Genomic DNA, 18,256 nt, shown 5'->3' with positions numbered 1-18,256 from the left:
TCCCCTCTGGTGGGTTACGGCGCAACTGACTAAGCATCAGCCAATAGCCTGTGGTCATGCGCCTAACCCACCCTACGAATTGCGGTGCCCCAGGCATCGCCTAAACGACCCACATACCTCAACACATAACTGGTACATAGCTATTAGGCTTACTGCCGATCCGTGTCGAGTCGGATGATGGTGTTGAGTTGTAAGTCATATTGTTTGAATGCTTGCTGGATCGACTCGGAGAGAATGTTGTCATCCCAGGGCTTGGTCAGGTACTTATAAATCGCCCCTTGGTTGATAGCCTCAGTAACACTTTTGAGATCGGTAAAACCAGATAAAACCATGCGAATGGTATTGGGGTAAATGTCTTTTACTTTCTTCAAGAACTCGGTGCCGGTCATGCCCGGCATGCGCTGATCAGAAATAATGACGTGTACATTGTTGAGTGCGAGTAACTCAAAAGCTTCTTGGGCACTGGTGCAGGTTAAAATGTTGTAGTTGTCTTTGCGCAGGGTGCGGCGTAACGCGCGCAAGATGTTTTCTTCATCATCAACCAGTAAGAGTGTGCGTGCCGCTTCGTTTGAGCTTTCGGGCAGTTTAACGCCGGCGCGATTGGTGCGTAAAAATGCGATTAAGTCGGTACTGCTCAAGGGTTTAGAGAAAAAATAGCCTTGAAAATATTCGCATTTGTTATTCAAAAGAAAGGTGTATTGAGCAAGGTTTTCCACCCCCTCGGCAATAACGCTCATGGATAAGTGGTGCGCCATCGAGATAATCGACTTGGTCAGGGCTGCATCGTGCGGGTTACGGATGACTTCGTTGATAAAGGATTTATCTATTTTAACTTTGTTGAGTGGTAAGAGTTTTAAATAGTTGAGGCTGGAGAACCCTGTGCCAAAATCATCAATGGCCATGCGCACGCCGTAACTATGCAGGTCTTTGAGCATTTTTAGAACTCTGTCCATGTCTTGCAGCAGAATGCTTTCGGTGATTTCCAGTTCAAGGTATTTTGCCGGCAGTTTGAATTTTTCTAAGGTGGCAATGACAACTTGATCAAAAGGTTGGCGTTGCATTTGGATCGGTGAGACGTTTATTGACATAGGGCAGTCGCATAGTTTGGCATCGATAAGTTCGCGGGCAAATGCACACGCATGCTCAAGCACCCATTGACCAATAGGCACAATTTGCCCATTGGCTTCGGCCAATGGAATAAATTCGACCGGCGAGATCATCCCGCGTACGGGGTGATTCCAGCGCAGTAATGCTTCAATCCCGGACACTCGGCCGGTACGGCCGTCAATTTGTGGTTGGTAGTGAATGATTAATTGTTCGTGCTGTATGGCGGTTCTTAAATCGTTGCGCAAGCGCATATTGTCAGTTGCCGCAACATCAAGGTCTGAGGTGTAAATGCTGTAAGTATTGCGACCATTTTGTTTGGCGCGATACATGGCCATGTCGGCTTGCTGTAACAAAATTTGCGAACTGTCGATGTCCGGCGTGTAAAGGCTAATGCCGACGCTGCAGGTTATATGCAGCTCCAGATCGTTAATGTGGAAGGCTTTGTCGATGCAGTCGATAATTCGCTCGACGATAGTAACTACCTGCAGTTCGCTGTGGATCTCGGAAAGTAGCAATATATATTCATCGCCGCCCAAACGCGCCAGCGTGTCAGAGTTGCGCGACTGGCAGCGCAGGCGCTCGGAGACTTCTTTTAATACTTCATCGCCAATCGCATGGCCAAAGGTATCATTGATTGGCTTAAAGTCGTCGAGGTCAATAAAGACCACCGCCATCAGTTGGTTGTAACGTTTGGCCGTGACGTAACTGTGCTCAAGTCGATCTTCCAGCAATGCCCGATTAGGCAGCGCGGTAAGCCGATCATGGGTGGCGTAAAAAGAAAGATCGGTAATGTATTGACGCTGTTCAGTTACATCGGTTTGTACGCCGACGTAATGACTAAGTGCATGGTCTTCGTCGTAAACCGGTTCAATTTTTAAATCATTCCAAAATAGGCTGCCGTCTTTACGCGCATTCTGGATGACTACCTTGGCGCTCTCGCCGCGAAGGATGGCGTTGCGCAATATTTCTCTTTCCTTGGTTTCCGCAATGCCGCGGCTGAGAAAACGGCAGTTTCTGCCAAGAACTTCGTGTGCACCGTAGCCGGTGATGCGCTCAAAGGCGGAATTGACATAAACAATCGGCTGATGTGACTGCCTGGCGTCAGAGATAACTATGCCGTTGGAGCACGCATCGAGTGCCCGCAATCTAAGCAGTGAGTCGTGTTGCGCTTCGCGGAACTTAGAGAAATCCCGGGCTACGGTAAAAGAACCAAACTGCTCACCATTAATTTCAATGGGGAAGTGGCAAATATTTAGGTTTAATTTTTCTTTGTTGCTGTCAAAGCAAGGGATTTCAAAATTATTTATTTTGACATTTGGCAGGCGGCTTGAATTGTTGTTGTTGGCTGGTGCTAGCAATAAGCTACCAACAGTGAAGCCGGTCAGGCGCGCGCGAGGGTATTTAAATAAGTTGACGGCTGAGGTATTGGCGTCAATTATTTTTCCGCTATTGTCGCTGAGCAGAATAATATCGGGGCTTTCATTGAATAATGATTTATATAGTTGTTCGTTGGTGGCGGCGCTGGATCTAAGTTGTTCGCCTTCGGCGAGGCTGCTCAGTAGCTCTTGTTGTTTTGCTTGTAGCTGCTGGGCATGGTTTTTTTCTTGCTGGTACAGTGCGGCGCCGAGCCGGGCAATGGCGGCCATGATGATGCTGCTGATTAACAGCAGTATAGATATTGCGGGTATTTTGCCCGGGCCTTTGGCGCTGGCGCTGATAATTAATGTTGAGCCGTCGTCCAGTGCAATCGCCTCGGTGGCCAGTGATAATTTATACGGGTCTTGTGTGTGCGGCTCTTGGCTGGACGTTACGCTTATTTGAATTTCAGTGGTGTTGGTGTTTTTTAGAGTGCTGTTCCATGGGTTAAGTTGGTAGATGGCGACTATATGCTGTTTGAGTTCACCAAGATAAAGAATTGTCGCGGTTGTGCGGCGGCTACTGGTTGATTCGCTGATGATGTATTTGACAGAGTGGTTTGTTGCTGGAGAGCTTTGCTTTTTCGTTGCATTAAATGCGGCGGCGACGGCCGCGGTGATCTGTGGCTGGTCGTTATTGTTTGCATGGAAGCTGCTGATTTTGTTGCCTTGTTGGTCGAGTATGTAAATTGATTTGAGTTCGGGGATGATGGCGAAAAAACTATTGAAGTGTTTGTTTTGGTTATCCGCGCTGCGCATATTTTTTTCAGACCATAAAGTAGATATCCCCAGGATCTGTATTTTTCTTGTTTGGATGAGCGTTTGTATTTCTTGCCGAGTGGCGTTGACCAAGGTTTTCGCATGATGGCGCGCGTCATTGCTGCTGATGGCGAGTAAGCTGTAGATGAAGACAGGGCCGATCAGGCTTAAGGTGTCAATTATGCTTGGTTTTAACTCTATGTGCGTTAGCTTGCTGTTGATTATTTGCAGCATGGTGATGATGCCGGCAAAAATAAACAGACCGGCAAAGCGAGGTTTGCCTGGGCTGGTTTTTAAAAGCTCGCTCGACAATATATTACTGTCAATTAGTTGGGTGGCAAGGAAGTAGCCGCCGGTGGCGATTAAGGCAGCAGATGCAAGTGTTTTGATTTTTTCTATCGTGCTCGATTGGCGTAAGCCGAAATTAAAGCTCAGGGCGAGTAAGGCGGTCACGGCTATGTCGAGAAAGCCGAAATCTTGCTGGTTAATCGCGTGCGTAATGATTAACAGCAGCAATGCAATGGGCAACATGATTAGGCGCTGTTGCATGCGTAGGCATGCGGCGGCAAGCAAGGCGGCACCGAAGCCGACTTGTAAAGATATGGTTGGGGGGTGTGGTTGGTTGCCAAACGCAATGGCGTAATCAAGCAATGATATTGCAAAAATACTGAAGCAGGCAATCGCGGTGCTTCTGAGTAGCACTTGCGGGTATTTTAAGTTTGAGTACGCTAAGTGTTTCATTTGGCTGCCTGCAGTTTTTCGACTGGCGGGTTTTATACTTGCTTTATGGGTAGCCAGATTTTGAATTTTGTTCCGCTGCTGGGCGTGCTTTCTACTTCAAGGAGACCATTATGTTTTTCGATAATGGTCTGGGATAAGGATAAGCCCAGGCCCGTACCCTTGCCGATGGGCTTGGTGGTGTAAAATGGCTCAAAAATTCGGCTTATAATGTGCTCGGGTATTCCTTCGCCATTGTCCTCTATCTCAATCCAGGCTTTTTGGTCTTGGGTGCCGGTTCTAATATAAATTGTACCGAACTCTTCGATGGCGTGCGCAGCGTTGACGGTTATGTTCATGATGACTTGGTTTATTTGTGAGGCGATACAGTCGACTAGTGGTAGTTCGCCAAACTCTCGAATTATCTCGGCCTTATATTTTATTTCGTTTTGGGCGACGCTCAGTGTGGTTTCTATGCATTTGTGCAGGTCTGCTGGAGCGAAGGCTTCTTCATCGATGTGGGAAAAGTCTTTTAGCGAGACGATAATTTTCTTCACCCGCTGCAAGCCCTCCTCAGACTCTTCAAGCAGTTCGGCGAGGTCGGTTTTGATATAGTCATACTCAAGCTCGTTCATGGTGTTTTGTAAATTTTGGCTTTTGCAATCGCCGGCCGCTATGTCGATGATTTTAAATAGCGAGGCGATATAGTTGCTCAAGGTTTTTATGTTGGAGAAAACAAAGCCCAGTGGGTTATTTATTTCGTGGGCGACGCCGGCAGCCAGTTGGCCAATACCGGCCATTTTTTCGGATTGTAAAACCTGCCGATTAGAGTGCAGTAAACGCATGTTTAATTGCTGATTGATATTTAGCATCTGGCTCAGTGACAGCGCCAGTGCTTTGTTCGCAAGGCTTGCTGGTGCGGGAGGTGTATCTATTGCACTGCTGGTGGGTTTTTTGTAAATATAGGCAGCAATGATATTTTGCTTGTCGTCGGTTGGAATGCTATGCAGCTCCAGCTGATAAGAAATGTTGTTTGCTGAGTTGCTTGGCACGATTGACTGGCTGTAGTGGTTTGGCTCGCTGAAAATGCTCGCGTTAGCCAAGACTAGATCAAGTGCTGGAATTAGCTCGCCGATATTTTTATTGGTTGCCTGTTCCGTGCTGCTGAGCAGAATTTCAGCCGCGGCTGAATTTATGTAGCGAATGTTTAACTGTGGATCAAGTAATAAAAGTCCCCAGCCCTGCTGAGCTTCAGACGTAGCCGCTGCATTGTTTTCGCTACTGTTGTTCATGGTATTAACCTTGGGCGGTGGTCTGCGGGGAGGGGTTATTTGTCTTCCCCAAGTAAAATATTGCCGTCTTCGTCGCGGAGAACTTCAAGAAGGGCTGGGTGTTTTTTGTGTAGTTGTTGCCATTCATTTTGGTGGTGGGCAATTATATTTTTTTGTTGTTGTAGTTCGTCGAGCAACTGGCGGCGTTCGCTTTGCAGTTGATAAAGCTCAACGGCGGAACGTAGAGCTGCAAGTAGCTCGTAGCTGTCCCAGGGCTTGCTGACAAAGCGATAGATGCCCGCGTGATTGATGGCCTTGGTCAGGCTGTCGCGGTCGCCATGACCGCTGAGCAGCAGGCGAATGGCATGCGGTTGCAACTGTTTGGAAAACTGCAAGTAAGTAATGCCGTCCAGTTGCGGCATATGTAAGTCAGAAACGATAAGCGCATATGAATTTATCGACAGTGCGCCCAATGCTTCCTGTGGGTCGGTGTAGGTATCGACTGCCCAGCCTTCGTCGTGGACGACGCGTTTGAGCGCAGAAAGAATGGCAGGTTCATCGTCAACTAATTGAATATTGATCATGGGATTCCTCGGAGGGCTAAGGCTGAGGCTGAGGCTCGGGAAGTACAACGAAGACGGTGTAGCGCACGGCTTCGATTGACTCAAAGGCAATGAGTTTGTCGATCAATTGACGGTTGAGTTCTTTACCTTCATTGAGTAACAGCATGCCGTTGTCCGCTTGGAGGTTGCGCGCCAAGATCATCCCCGGCTCAAGATGCCGTGTATCAAGGGCTTTAACCGCCGGGTCGGCGATGCGAATGTCGGCTAGCAGGTGGGCGCAAACCTGAATAAACAGCTCGACCATCTCGGGGTCGTAGAGGCGGCCGGAGTATTTGCGAATAAACAGCAGCGCCTCATCGCGGTTCATCTTGCGTTCCAAGATCAAGCCGCACTGCAGTTCGATAAAGTCGATGGCGAGTTTTAGTAGGCGTGAGCCAAAAGGGATTTGTTGCTCTTTGATATGGTCTGGAAAACCGCCGCCGTCCCAGTGTTCTTGGTGATGACGTATTAAGGTGGCGGCATCCCGTAACGGCTCTAGAGCCATGAGCAGAGACTCGCTCTGAGTCGGGTATTTGCGGTAGGTGTCGCGCTCGTTGCGGTACAGCAAGTCTGAGGGGGAGCTGATTAACTCGTCGCTCCAGCTGAGTTTGCCTATGTTGTACAGCGCCGCAGCCATGGCGATGTCGCGGCTGCTGTGGTCATCAATATGCTGGTTGGCGCAAAAGGCGCGTACCAGCAAGATCACCTGCTGATTGGTTTGCTTGTCGCGCGGCAGGCGCTGGTTGATCAGCATGGAAAATACTTCGGTACTGACGACATAGCTGCGCTGGAGTTCGTCGTAGGCCAGGTCGAGCATGTCGGCCGTTTGTTGCAGTTCGGCAGTGCGGTCTTTGACGCGCATCTCCAGGTTTTCATTGAGCTCGCGCAGTGCTTCGTTCTGTCGGCGGGTGAGTACCACCAGGCGCCGCCGTTCACGCTCGGCGTGCTGCATGGCGAGCGCTTGACGCAGGGTCATGAGCAGCTCTTCGTCATTCCAGGGCTTGCTGATGTAGCGGTAAATTTGCCCTTCGTTAATGGCTTTGACGATGGTGTTAATTTCGGCGTAACCGGTCAGCAGAATGGTCATGCAGTCGGGTTTGCGCTTGTTGACTTCACTGAGCAGGGTCGCGCCGTCCATCCCTGGCATGCGCGCATCGGAGACCACCACATCGATGGCGTGTTGTTCGAGCAGTACTAATGCGTCTTCCCCGCCGTGGGCAAAAAACAGCTCGTAGGGTTGGTTGCGCAGCACCCGGCGCAAACTATTGAGAATGGCCTCTTCGTCATCCACTAGCAGGATTTTCTGTTGCGGTTTGGCTGCAATAGTGGCTTCGCTCATACCTGGCCCTCAGTGGCTATTGCGGGTGCCAAGGGTTGTTTGATCGGCAGGTGGATTTTGAAGCAGGAGCCGATGCCCGGCGTGCTGCTGACCGTAATGCGGCCGTGATGTTTTTCGATGATATTGAACGATAACGACAGGCCTAAACCGGTGCCCTTGCCAACGGCTTTGGTGGTGAAGAATGGGTCGAAAATACGTTTACTGACCTCGGCTGTCATGCCGCTGCCGGTGTCTTCGATTTCAACACAGACTTCATCCGCGCTGCTGTGGGTACGCAGGGTGATGCTGCCAAAGCCCTCAATGGACTGCGCCGCGTTGACCAGCAAATTCATAATCACCTGGTTGATCTGCGGGGCGATGCATTCGAGGGGGGGGATGGCGGTGAACTCTTTGATGATTTCGGCTTTGTACTTGATCTCGTTGTTGACCATGTTCAGGGTGCTTTCAATGCCGTCGAGCAGGTTGGTTTCGGCAAAGGCTTCGTCGCCGACATGGGAGAAGTTGCGTAGCGAACTGATGATTTTTTTGACCCGCTCCACGCCGTCGTTGGAGTCATGCAGCAGGCCGCTGATGTCGTCGCGAATGAAGGCGTAATCATATTTTTTCTTCAGCTCTTCCAGTTCCAGACCACCCCATTCGCTCATGTCATCGACCAGGCTGAGGAGCTGGCGAACATAATCGGCGAGGGTCTTCAGATTAGATGCCACAAAGCCGATGGGGTTGTTGATTTCATGGGCAACTCCGGCGGCAAGTTGACCAATGGCGGCCATTTTTTCCGATTGCAGCAGCTGGTTATTGGCCTGCTTTAGTTGCTGATGCAGGGTATCGGCAATGTCATGCTTTTGTTTCAAGCTCTTTAGTGCTTCGAGCAGCATGTCGTGGGCCAAGACGGCAGTGCTGTTATCAAATACGGCTAAGCCCAGCAGCGGCGTTTCCAGTTCATCCATGAAACTGTAGAGAATGGTGGCCTGCTGCATTGGCGGCGACAGTTCGCCGTCGTTGACATGGGTTGCGCTGTTGAGATGAATCAGATAGGGGGTGTCGCCCCCCACTGTCTGGATCGGCTCGCCGGTTTCTCTGACGTGCTTAAGCATGGAGCGCCAGTTAGGATTGTCGATCTCGGGGAATACTTGCGCGAGTGGCCGACCTAACAGTTTCGGGTGTTTGACCGGGAGGCGATTGAGAATGAACTGGTTGCAGTAACTGATGTTCAACTGGCTGTCCAAAATCAGTAGTCCCGCCCCGATATGTTCGATGGCGGCCACGACGCGCATTGCTGTTCTTAGTTCATGCATAACCTATCCCTTGCCCGTCCCTGCGTTATGGCTTGCTTGAGCATAGAGGCTGTTTATTGGTCTTGCTGGCGCGTGAGGGCTTTTGCTGCTTGGAACGGGTGACTTAAACCGCTGTTTGAGGTTAAAGCCACGGCTGAAAAACTCCGCTCTACGGGCGCTGTAGCTCAACGGTAAGCGCTGCCAGCGTGGCAATAAACTGTCGTGCACTCACTCTAGTCTTTTTTGGGCCTGAGCTTAAGGGCACGGCAGAATAACTATAGTTATCTGCCGCTAGGGTCTGTTGCCGTTTCATCGCGAGCGCGGACGGCTACTGCAATTGCCAGCTGCACTGATGTTGCTGCACCTCGTCAGTATCAAGCGGCAGGCAGCGAAACAGCGCCCGCAGCTGGTAGCCCTGGGGCTGCTCTTGCAGCTGGCATTCCAGCCAGCCATCCCCCTCCCAGGCTTGCGCTGCGACCCGTGCGTAACCGTTGGGCAAGGGAATTATCTCCTCGGGCAATACGCTGCTGGCGGCGACGTTGGCGAAGCGCAGCGGCGCGTGCAGCGGCGGTGCCACCAGTGCATAAGCGACTAGCGGGCTGCCGTCGAAGCTGATGGTTGCGGCGGCGCAGCAGTGGTAGTCACCGGAAATAAACACCACGTTGCTGATGGCGTTATCGCGGATAAATGTCAGCAGCCGCGCCCGCTCGCTGGCCGCCAGTTGCCAGCTGTCGGCCTCGCGCGGCGCGGGAACCCCGGCGTATTCGCGCAGCCCCGGGGCCAGCACCGAACCGCTGAGAATAAACTTGGGCTGCCGGCCACGGGCCTGTTGTTCCAGCAGCCAACTTTCCAGCAGTGGCCACTGGGCTGGATCGAGTAAACGCCGCTCGGCGCGTTCACGGTGAATGCGCGTGTTAAGCGAGAAAAAACCGCTGGCGGCGATGTTGAAACTGGCGTCATGGCCATCCGGGCCTTCGGCGTTGGGGCCGTGGGCGCGCTGGAAGGCGTGGTAGGCGGCCAGTGCATTGCTGTTCAGTTCGCGCTCCGCTTGCCCGCGCAGGAGCAAGTCGCGGCTCCAGTTATCGCCTAGCTCATGGTCGTCCATGGCCATATATAAGGGCGTGCTGCGGGCCAGCGCGGCAAAACCGGGCGAGCCGAAGGCCTCGCGGTAGCGCGGCAAGATTCGCTCCAGCGATGAGCTGCTGTCGAACAGGCCGGCGCGGGCGTCGGCGTATATCTGGTCACCGAGCATCAGCATAAAGGCCGCCGGTTGCCGCCGTTGGCGCTGATTAATCGCCAGCAAGCTGGCATCGCGACGGCTGTCTTCCATGGCGCTCAGGCCCGGATGTCGGCAACTGGCGGCGAGAAAGCTAAAGTTATTGGTCGGTTGCCACTGTTCGGCGCGCAGCCGCACCACGCATTCGCGCATCCAGCGCAGGCTACGCCGTTGCCGCGAGAGAGTGCCGGGTTGCGCCTGGCGGGCCAGTTGGCGGCTTTGCTGCAGGGCAATCGAGAGCGGATGGAGCAGGGCTTGGGCGTCGCTCAGACTGAGCTGCAGCGGCAAGGGTTGGAGCGTCTGGCTGATCGGCGCTGCTGGCAGCCGTGACGCCAGCGGCTGCGGGTTGCTTGGCTGTGTATGGCTGGGCTCAAGGATGCAACTGACGGGGTCGCCAGGGGCGTCAGTCAGCGCCGGCGTACGGCCGCCAGCCGCCAGGGCTTCGGCAACGGTCATGGGCTGGCCCCAATCGGTTGGCCAGTGCAGCCCACAGTGCTCGGTTTGCGCCGGTTCGCAGGCGCTGTAGCGGTGCAGGCTGACCATGGCGATGCTGAGGCTGGCCAGCCAGCTGTTGGGCACCTCGATATCGGCCAGGGCGTAGCTGATACCGGCATCCAGGGCCGGCTCGGCTTTACTGCCCAGCGCCGTATCGAGCGCTTGTTGCTGCAGCGGCCAGGCTTGCACTTTGCGCTCGGGACCGGCGCACAGTAGCGTCATCACCGCCAGCGCTTCGCCGCTTTGGCTGTTGTCGACTTCGATCCACAGGCGCAGGCGACTGGTTTCGCCCTCATTGCGGCACCAACCGACAATCGGCCCGCTGCGCGGCAAGCGCGCGCGCAAGCGATTGTGGGTGGTTTGGCTGGCGGGCTCGGCGGGCGCGGCGTAGGCGGTGTTAAAGAAACCGACCACCTCGGAGAAGATTTTCTCCGGTGCTTGTTTACCGATGGTGCAGTCAAAATGCGCGTGCTCGGCGGCGATCAGTTGATGGTCGTAGCCGCGCAGCAGGCGTTCGGTGCTGAAGGTGCGGCTTAATTGGCGCCAGCTCTCAACGCAGGACTCTTGGTCAAACAGCACGTTGTCGGCGCCGTGCAGCAGCATCACCGGCATCGGCAGGAAGCGGCGCAGATTGTCCTCGGTGGCATAGACGTTTTGCCCGTTGGCATTCACCAGCCGTTCGTACTCGACGCATTTGGCGCCGTGCATAAAGACGCCGAGGTTGGTGCGGCCAAAATACTGGTCGAGCTTGGCGTGGGTGATCGGCAGCAATTGATCGTGGCGAAACAGGCGGCTAAGAGCGCCGGCCATGCGTTTACAGGAGGTGCTATCGGGGTGCTCGTGGCGCAGGTCGTGCTCGCCGGGGCAGCGTTCGGCTTCGCTGTAGTCGAAGCTGGCAAACAACCGGTCCATCAGGGCATGCAGGGCATCGGCCTGCACGGTGCCCGCGGCAAACTCCAGGTGCTTGAGCTGCAGGCCGTTGACCAGCAGGGCGGCCACTTGCAGGCGCATTTGCGCGGTTTTTGAGCCAATCACAAAGGGCTGGAACTGCGAGAACAACACCCCGGCCAGTTTGGCCCGCTGGCTGTCCTCATGGACCAGATGACCGCCGAGCAGCGACATGCCCAGGGAAGCCGAGCCGACGCAGTGGCTGAAGCAGAACATCTCGCCGGGTACGGGCGGCGCGTCGCCCGCCGCCTCGTCCAGTTGCTCAAGGATGTAATTAATGGCTTTGGGGATTTCACCGGCGGCGATGTCGTCCATGCTGGAGAACTGCGCCGAGGCGCGCAAAAACGGACTGACCCGGTACTCCAGCAGCCACACATCCCAGCCCTTGGCGTACAGCATGGCGGCCAGGCTACGGCTGCCCAGCTCTTCGGCGACAAAGGGCAAGGTGTTCTGCGCGAAGCCGTTGAGCAGCATGATCGACTTGTAGCGGCGCTGACCATTAATCATCTGCGACTCGACCTGGGGCTGGGCGTAGCGGACCAGGCCGGTGCGAATCCACTCGCTGCGTGGATCCTCGGGGTCGTCGTCGGCATGCAGCAAGACGCGCAGGCAATGCGGCTTTTGTGCGGCCACTTTGTCGCCGCCCGGCAGTTCAAGGCTTGGGTAAAGCTGCTGCTCTAACTCAAATACGCCGTTGTCGGCCGCCAGGGCCGGGTCGCTGGCCGGCAGGTTGGGCGCGTAGTCGGGCAGGCGGAAATCCAGGATCCGGCTGCTGATCAGGTAGCGGCTAATCAGCAGTGGGTAACTGGCCAGCGCCGCCAGCGCGTGCAGGCTGTCGGGGCCGCTGTTGAGCTGCGGGGCGATGCGTCGCAGCATCTCCGGGAAATCCATGGCCAGCCGCCCGGCCGCCAGCAGGTGCGGACTGTCGTCGCGATAGAGTTGCACGTCCAGCTCGGTTAATTGCTCCCACACACTGCGCCGTGGCAGCACCGGCCAGCCGCCGTGGCGCCGCTTGTTACGCAGCCATTGCGCCAGTTCGCGCCAGCTGGCGGCCGGCTGGATCAGCTTGCTGCCGTGCAGGCGGTAACTGTGTTGGCCGTCGCTCAGTTGCAGTTGATAAGCGAAGCTGCGCGCCGCGCTGGCGTGCCAGAGCAGGCGGGCGCCGCTGCGGATATTGGCCAGCAAACCCGGTGGATTGGCCGGTTTGGCGCGGGAACGATCCGGCCACCAGCGGTTAATCAGATAGGTCAGAAAGGCGCGGACAAAGCGACTGCCACGGGCCCACGGCGTATCGGCCAGCGGGCGGAACAACTCGACACTGCCGCCGCTGACCTGCAGCTCCAGCTGTTGTTGCGGGCGATCGATGACCAGGCGCGATGAGGTAAAACTGTGCGACTGCGGGTTGCCGGCGATGGCCTCGACACGGTGCTTGGGGTCTTGCCAGAGCTGTTGCCAGTCCGGCACGTCCATCTGCAGAAACAGCGCCCCGGCCAGGGTTTGCGCCTCGGCGTTTGGGCTGTCTTGCCATTGCAGCGGGCCGCGCAACACCTCGGCCAGCACCGCACCGCACACCGGTGTGGCGCTGCGGCTGAAGGCTGGTGTGGTGCTTGGGTAAGCATCCAGCGCCTGAGGGGTCGCTTGGCCGCCGGCCAGTTCGGTCAGGGTCAGGCGACAGGCGCGTTCGGCCAGTGCGGTAATGGTCAGCAGCGGATTAACCCCCAGGGAGCTGGGAATGATTGAGCCATCCAGCACCTGCAGGCTGGCGTGCACCGTGCCGTCGCTGCGAAACAGCTGGCCACGGTCGTTGACCACCCCGTCTTGCACGGCGTCGGCCATCCGGCAGCCGCCCAGTGGATGCACGGTGATCCAGCCGGCGGGCGCGGTTGGGCCGCTCAGCACCTGGGCGATTTCATCGGGCAATAGCCCGGAGACCGGGTTGGGCAAAAACTCGCCACCGAGCTGTTTGATGCTGGCCATGCGCTGACGATGCAGCTGCGGCGCGGGGTCGGCGGCGTTGGCGGGCCAGCTCCAGTTCAGCCGGGCGCCGCGGCTGGCCAGAGTCGCGCTGCCTGCGGCAGAGTCGTGGCCCATGCCCAGCAGGGCCAGGCTGCGGGCGATGACTTCGGGTTGCACGGCCAGCGGGTCGCTGCCGCGTTTACCGCGCAAACCAAAGCGGGCCAGTTGCGGCAATATCCCGAGAGTGCTGAGCAGCTCATTGGCCAGCGGCGCCAGTAAGCCGGGAATCCCACCGTCTTCGATTATGGTGCTGAGCCTGTGGTCATCGCGATGCTGAAAGCGAATCACCGCGCTGATGGTTGGCCCGCAGGCGGGTTCAGGAGCGTTGCTCGGGGTGGTGACACTGCTGCTACCGATGCCGTTGGCGCTGTCGGGCAGATCGTAGGCAGCGCACAGGTCATCGCCGTTGGCGGAAATGCCCTGGCCGAGCCAGGCGTTGGCCAGGTCCAGGCCTTGTGCGTGGGAGCGCAGCAGAATCTCGCTGGAACCAAAGGTGCCGGCGGCCAGAATCACTCGCCCGCAAGGTATTACAAATTCGTAATTGGCCAGCTCCTTCGCGCCATTTTGCTGCAGCGCCTGCCATTGGGCGCGCTCGCTGGTGCGCACGCAATGCAGCCGCCACGGACGCTGCGGCTGGCTGGCGTCGTTCTCGATAGAGAGCACGCTGACATGGGTAAACAGCTGGGCGCCGGCTTGCCGGGCGCGCGGCAGATAGGTCTTGTCCAGGCTCAACTTGGCCTGCTGGTTACAGCCCGACACGCAATTGCCGCAACCGATACAGGCCGCGCGCGGGCCGAGGTCTTGGTTGGGGGCGGGGCGAAATTCAATCGCCAGGGGCACGTCTTCGGTGCTGACGCTCAGCTCGGCGCTGGCAAACTGCTGCGCCGCCGCCTGGCCAATGTCGTGCAAGCGTTGGTACTTGGCCGTTTGCTGCGGCACGCAGGCCGGGCTGGCGGCTTGCATCTGTGGCGACTGAATCTCCAGGCCGAGGTAGGCCTGCTGAAAGTCTTCGGCCAGCTTGCTGTGGCGAATCGCCGCCGGCCATTGGGCTTGCTCGAACACCCGCGCATCCGGGCGCAAGGCCACCGCCGCGTTGATCAGGCTGCCGCCACCCAAACCATTGCCGACCAGCGCGCTGGCATTAGTGCCGAGGCGAAAGTCAAACAGCGCATCTTCATTGCCGAGCGCATTGGCCCCGCCATTGACGCTGGATTCGGCGCGAATAAAGGCGCCGGTTTGGCTGAGGTCGGTGGGGAAATCGCCGGCCAGGTATTCGCCGCCGCGCTCCAGCAGGGCCACGCTCAGGCCGTGCTCGGCAAACCGCAGGGCCGCCACGGCGCCGCCATAGCCGGAGCCAACCACTATCACGTCGGGTGAATAGGGTGCGCTGGCCGATTGGCACTGGGTAATCAGTTGTTCTACGTCTTTAGATAGCCAAAGCATGCTGCGGACCTCCGTGTTCGGCGTGATTGGGGCCGGTTGTTGGCCTATTGCTGCTTGGCGCGCCGGCTTTTGAGGGCTCTTGGGGCTGGGCAGGGCGGCATAGGCAACTTGGCAGAAAAGGGGTTGTTCGCCAAGCGCCACGCCTCAAAATCGGCGATTTGCATGGGTTTGGCGGCGAACCAGCCTTGCGCGTAGTCGCAACCGAGGGCGCAGAGCAGCGCCCATTCCTCGGCGGTTTCGGCGCCTTCACCGACCAGGCTCAAACCCAGCCGATGGCCCAGGTCGATGGTTGATTCGAGCAAGGCTGCGCCCTCGCTGTTGGGTTGTATGTTGTGGATAAAGGAGCGGTCAATTTTCAGCTCTTCGGCGGGCATTTTTTGCAGGTAGGCGAGGGATGAGTAACCGGTGCCAAAGTCATCAATCGACAGCGAAAAGCCCATCTGATACAGCGCATCCATTACCGCCAGGGCGGCGGTGGGGTCCTGCATGGCGGCGCTTTCGGTGACCTCCAGGCGGATGTCGGCGGGGTTCGCGCCACTGCTTTGCAGCATGCGCTGCAGGCTGCTGACGAAGCTGCTTTCGGCCAGGTCAAAGGCCGATAAGTTGACCGAGATTTGCAACGGCCGTCCCTGCCTGCGCCAGAGCACCGTGAGGCACATGGCCTCGGCCAGCATCCAGTGGGTTAGCAGGGTAATGCGCCCGGTTTTTTCCGCAAAGGGCACAAAGTCGCCGGGTGGAATGGTGCCGCGCTTGGGGTGATGCCAGCGCACCAGGGCTTCGGCGCAGGTTACCGCGCCATCGTGCAGACGCACCTTGGGCTGCAGGTACACCCGCAGCTCGTTTTGCTCAACCGCCCGTTTAAGCTCGGAAAGCAGACCCAGATCGGCGCGCTGGCTGCTTTCCAGCTCGGCGTGGTACTCGACCCAGGTTTTGTGCTGCGTGCGGGCCACGTCCAGAGCCACTTCGGCGTTACGCAGCAGTAGCGTCATGTCCAGCGGGCTGCTGACGGGCCGGGCGATGCCACCGGCCAAGGCAATGTCGACGGTTTGGCTGTCGACCTCGGTGGGGCGATTAAAGCTTTGGCTGATTTGCCGGCGCAGCTGTTCAAGGTCCTCGGTCTGTGGGTAGAGCAGGCAAAATTGATCGGCATGCATGCGCCCGGCACGCGCGCCCGGATATTGCGCGGCCAGGCGGCGCAGGCGGCGCCCGGTTTCGATCAGGATTTGGTCGCCAAGCGCCACCCCGAGGGTTTCATTGATGGCCTTGAAGCGTTCGATGTTGAGCATCAGGGCGCAGGGCTGCTGGCCTTGGTCGATCAGGTGCTGACCGTGTTGGCGAAGCCCTTCGCGGTTGTTTAGCTTAGTGAGTGGGTCGAAACGCGCTAGCTGTGCGGTTTCTTGCTGCAGGCGCAGGGTTTGCTCGGCCAGGCCGTAGCAAAACGCTGCCGGCAAGGCCAGGGTGCGCAGGATGTCGAAGCTTGAGCCAATCGCCAAGGCGCTGGGCATTGGCTGCTTAAGCAGCAGGTTGTAGGTCAGAAAGATCAGCCAATAGAGGCTGGTCGGCAGCATGCCAAAGAGCAAAATGCCGCAGCTGCGCTCGCCTTGGCGCCAGCCGCGCCAGTTGCCCGAGAGCAGGGTGGCAAAGTGCAGCGGCAGAAGCATAAAACTTGCTTGTGCGGCCCAGTCGGGGGCGAGGCGCGCGAGCGGGATCAGCAGTAAAAATGCGCCGGCGATGGCGTAAGCGAGGTAGCCGGTCCGCGGGCTGTGCCGGCTGAAATGGCCAAAGCGGGCACACAGCAGCGCCGCTAGCATGGCCACCAGGCATTGAAATGACCAGGCATCCAGCAACCACACCGGGGCGCTGTCGACGGCGAAGGGTAAGCCGTTTTTAGCAAATACGCTTAACGCCTGGGCGCTGGCGTATAGGGCGTAGATGAGGTGGCTGCCATTGCGCAAAGCCAAGCCGAAAAAGCCGACTATGACGGCGCTGGCAGCTAACAGCACGCTTATTGACAGGCTGCGCAGGTCGGCGCGCTGCTCTTGGTACAGGCTGGTGCTGGGATCAACCGACTCAACCTGGATAACATGACTCAGCCCCGGCAGCGGGCGGATGCCGGTCGTCAGGCTTAGGTATGCGTAGAGTGGGAGGTGCAGCTCAGCGGGTGGAATAAAGATCGCCCGCTGACCGCTAACCAGGGCGTTGCTGTTGCTGCCCATGCGCTGCGCGTGACCAATGACGCGACCCTGGGCATCGAATAAGTGCAGATCCACCCGCTGGATATGCAGGTTGGCAAACGACAGCCAGCGACTTTCTAGCTGCTCTGTTGCCTTGGGCAGTTGATTGATGCGAATCCAGCATTGATCCTGCAGTCGCTCCACCGGCACCTGGCCATCGTCGGCCGGCAGCCAGTTAGGGTTGCTGGCCAGCAGGCCGGCAAAGCTCATCTCGCCTTGGCAGCTATAGGCCACTGCCAGCGGGGCCGCCGCCAGTTGTTGCGCGCCGCCGCCGATGGTGAGTAAGCAAAACAGGCAAAACCGCCAAAGTCGTTGGCTCATTGCTGTCCCTGTGCAGGCGTGCCGCTGTACCGCGAGCGGAGGCGTCGATGGCACTGCTGATGGCGTCGGATAGGCGCGTTCGATACGCGCTAGGCCTAGTAAAGCGCAGCCGCTTACCTGGCGTCGGCAAATCTGCCGACCAAGTGAATTTTGCCGATGTGCGGTGCCGTTGTAATTGCCTCCGGCTAACTGGCACAGCAGTGCTTGAGTGCGGCGCTGGAGCCGGCGGCTAGATTGGTGGACAATTGGTTATTATTTAGCCGTCACGAGTAAGTCTAATGATGTTGTTGCGTAGTTACCGCCTGCTGCTGCTAAGCATGGTGCTGGGCGTGGCCGGTTGCAGTCTGCTGCCGCAGGCACCGCTGTACCAGCTGGACGCCGGTACGTTGAAGGCGCCGAGTGCGCGCACCGGTGTGGTGCTGTTGCTGGAGCCGCTGGCGCTGGCGCAGTACCTGCAACGTGAGGTTATCTTGCAGCGTCAAGCCGATGGCAGCCTGACCGAGACGGATGCGCATTGGGCCGGTAGCTTGCAGGAGGACATTGATCATTTGCTGCAGCGCCAGCTCGCTTCGCGGCTGCACACGCCCTATGTGCTCGCCGCTGCAAGCAGCGGTCGGCCAGCGGATATGCAGTTGATAGTGAGCATCAGTCGCTTGGATTCCGGGCCGCAACAGCCGGCCGTGCTGCACGCGCAGTGGCGCCTGCTGGATAAAAATGGCCAGCTGCGCGAGCAGCGCTTGCTGCAGCTAGAGCAGACGCATAGCGACAGTTTGACCAGTCAGGTACAGGCACAAAGCCGCTTATTGCAGCAATTGGCTGAGCAGTTGGCCGTGGACGTCAGCGAGTTCAGTCGCCAGTCGGCCGCCGGTGCCTCGGGTAATCGCGCTGCGCCACTGCCGCCGCGCAAGCCGGCGCTTACCCCCAAGCCGCCGACCGCGCCAGCGACAGGCGCGTCCGAGGTCTATCGGTTCTGATTTGGCGCCGGCGAGGATTGGGCGTTGGAGTTTAGCGTCATGCCTGCGCGTCATTTATCGCTCTA

General features: G+C 57.3%; 8 protein-coding genes. 1 reads left to right on the top strand and 7 read right to left on the bottom strand.

Annotated features, from left to right (window positions below; translation table 11 throughout):
- Positions 1-149: 149 nt before the first annotated feature.
- The 7 genes from Q8R10_RS12140 to Q8R10_RS12110 form a co-directional block, all read right to left on the bottom strand.
- The gene (locus tag Q8R10_RS12140; RefSeq protein ID WP_305654087.1) at positions 150-4,022 is read right to left on the bottom strand and encodes an EAL domain-containing protein; all 3,873 of its coding nucleotides are present in this window, start codon (positions 4,020-4,022) and stop codon (positions 150-152) included.
- 32 nt (positions 4,023-4,054) lie between these two features.
- Positions 4,055-5,290 (bottom strand): ATP-binding protein, encoded by a 1,236-nt coding sequence (locus Q8R10_RS12135; protein WP_305654086.1) that lies wholly within the window; start codon positions 5,288-5,290, stop codon positions 4,055-4,057.
- A gap of 35 nt (positions 5,291-5,325) precedes the next feature.
- Positions 5,326-5,853 carry a response regulator gene (locus Q8R10_RS12130; protein WP_305654085.1) on the bottom strand — a complete coding sequence of 176 codons (528 nt, stop codon included), beginning with the start codon at positions 5,851-5,853 and terminating at the stop codon, positions 5,326-5,328.
- A 16-nt stretch (positions 5,854-5,869) separates the two neighbouring features.
- Positions 5,870-7,210, bottom strand: a complete 1,341-nt coding sequence (locus Q8R10_RS12125) for an HD domain-containing phosphohydrolase (RefSeq protein WP_305654084.1) — start codon at positions 7,208-7,210, stop codon at positions 5,870-5,872.
- Positions 7,207-8,484: an ATP-binding protein gene (locus tag Q8R10_RS12120; RefSeq protein ID WP_305654083.1), complete on the bottom strand. Its 1,278-nt coding sequence runs from the start codon at positions 8,482-8,484 to the stop codon at positions 7,207-7,209. The genes Q8R10_RS12125 and Q8R10_RS12120 overlap by 4 nt, the downstream gene beginning before the upstream one ends.
- Positions 8,485-8,812: 328 nt before the next feature.
- Positions 8,813-14,662, bottom strand: coding sequence for an alkaline phosphatase D family protein (locus Q8R10_RS12115; protein ID WP_305654082.1), 5,850 nt, complete (start codon positions 14,660-14,662; stop codon positions 8,813-8,815).
- Positions 14,663-14,706: 44 nt separating this feature from the next.
- Positions 14,707-17,217: a bifunctional diguanylate cyclase/phosphodiesterase gene (locus tag Q8R10_RS12110; RefSeq protein WP_305654081.1), complete on the bottom strand. Its 2,511-nt coding sequence runs from the start codon at positions 17,215-17,217 to the stop codon at positions 14,707-14,709.
- A gap of 278 nt (positions 17,218-17,495) precedes the next feature.
- On the opposite strand from Q8R10_RS12110, the gene Q8R10_RS12105 reads away from it, so the two are divergent.
- Positions 17,496-18,191 carry a membrane integrity-associated transporter subunit PqiC gene (locus Q8R10_RS12105; RefSeq protein WP_305654080.1) on the top strand — a complete coding sequence of 232 codons (696 nt, stop codon included), beginning with the start codon at positions 17,496-17,498 and terminating at the stop codon, positions 18,189-18,191.
- Positions 18,192-18,256 lie beyond the last annotated feature (65 nt).

Origin of the sequence: Pseudomonas sp. (genome assembly GCF_030698175.1) — a bacterium.
Classification (GTDB): domain Bacteria; phylum Pseudomonadota; class Gammaproteobacteria; order Pseudomonadales; family Pseudomonadaceae; genus Aquipseudomonas.
The sequence above is the reverse complement of the archived record's forward strand: the minus strand, read 5'-3'. Positions and strand labels throughout refer to the sequence as shown.

Coding starts and splice junctions, on each gene's coding strand:
- Q8R10_RS12140 (WP_305654087.1), bottom strand. CDS start 4,022: ATGAAACACTTAGCGTACTCAAACTTAAAATACCCGCAAGTGCTACTC.
- Q8R10_RS12125 (WP_305654084.1), bottom strand. CDS start 7,210: ATGAGCGAAGCCACTATTGCAGCCAAACCGCAACAGAAAATCCTGCTA.
- Q8R10_RS12105 (WP_305654080.1), top strand. CDS start 17,496: ATGATGTTGTTGCGTAGTTACCGCCTGCTGCTGCTAAGCATGGTGCTG.
- Q8R10_RS12120 (WP_305654083.1), bottom strand. CDS start 8,484: ATGCGCGTCGTGGCCGCCATCGAACATATCGGGGCGGGACTACTGATT.
- Q8R10_RS12115 (WP_305654082.1), bottom strand. CDS start 14,662: ATGCTTTGGCTATCTAAAGACGTAGAACAACTGATTACCCAGTGCCAA.
- Q8R10_RS12110 (WP_305654081.1), bottom strand. CDS start 17,217: ATGAGCCAACGACTTTGGCGGTTTTGCCTGTTTTGCTTACTCACCATC.
- Q8R10_RS12130 (WP_305654085.1), bottom strand. CDS start 5,853: ATGATCAATATTCAATTAGTTGACGATGAACCTGCCATTCTTTCTGCG.
- Q8R10_RS12135 (WP_305654086.1), bottom strand. CDS start 5,290: ATGAACAACAGTAGCGAAAACAATGCAGCGGCTACGTCTGAAGCTCAG.